Annotated in this window: 1 protein-coding gene; it reads left to right on the top strand. The window is 75.7% G+C overall.

The window, feature by feature from the left end:
- The coding region (locus GL263_RS27135) for a CDP-alcohol phosphatidyltransferase family protein (protein ID WP_182858376.1) at positions 1-1,056 on the top strand (1,056 nt) is incomplete at both ends.

The following is a 1,056-nucleotide window of genomic DNA, read 5'->3' as shown; positions in this document are numbered from 1 at the left end:
TATAAGAGACAGCCCACCGACCCCACCGCCGACGACCCCACCGGGACGCTCGCCGCCGCCCTCGAACGCGGCGGCGTCGCCGTGCGCCGCCCGGAGCTCGGCCCCCTGGTCGCCACCGTGCCGACCGACGCCGCGTCCCGCGCCGAGGCCCTGCGGGCCGTCGACGCCGTCGACGAGGAGGCCGTCCGGCTGCGCGCCGCGGTCAAGGACCACGACGGCTTCTTCACCACCTTCTTCATCAGCCCCTACTCCCGCCACGTCGCCCGCTGGTGCGCCCGCCGGGGACTGACCCCCGACCAGGTCACCACCGCCTCCCTGGTCGTCGCGCTGGCCGGCGCCGCCTGCGCCGCCACCGGAACCCGCCCCGGCTACGTCGCCGCCGCCCTCCTCCTGCTCCTCTCCTTCGTGCTGGACTGCGCCGACGGACAGCTCGCCCGCTACGCCGTCCGCTACTCCCGCGTCGGCGCCTGGCTGGACGCCACCTTCGACCGGGCGAAGGAGTACGCCTTCTACGCGGGGCTGGCGCTGGGCGCCGCCCGCTCGGGTGACGACGTCTGGGTGCTGGCGCTGGCCGCGATGGCGCTGCTCACGGTCCGCCACGTCATGGACGCCTCCTACCACCAAACCGGCCACCCTCAGACGGCTCAGCAGAGTGACAACCGGCGGACCAGCACCCCGCCCCCGGACCGGGCCCCCGGCTGGACCGTCTGGCCCCGGCGCATGATCGTCCTGCCGATCGGGGAGCGCTGGGCGCTGATCGCCGCGCTGACCGCGTTCACCACCCCCCGCACCACCTTTGTCGTGCTGCTGCTCGCCAGCATCCCCGCGACGCTCTACACCCTCGCCGGCCGCCTGCGCCGCTCGTACGCCGGCGCGCGCGGCACCGCGCACGCCGGTGCCGCGCTCCACACCCTCACCGACAGCGGCCCGCTCGCCGAACTCCTCGCCCGGCCGCTGCGCCGCATCCCCCGTGCCGGCCGCCTCCCCGCCCCGGCGGCCAGCACGAGGCCGATCATGCGGGTTCTCCTGATTCGTCGTGTGTTGCGGGCGCTGAGG

This window comes from Streptomyces durbertensis, assembly GCF_014156695.1.
In the GTDB taxonomy this organism is placed as follows: Bacteria; Actinomycetota; Actinomycetes; order Streptomycetales; family Streptomycetaceae; genus Streptomyces; species Streptomyces durbertensis.
The sequence above is the reverse complement of the archived record's forward strand: the minus strand, read 5'-3'. Positions and strand labels throughout refer to the sequence as shown.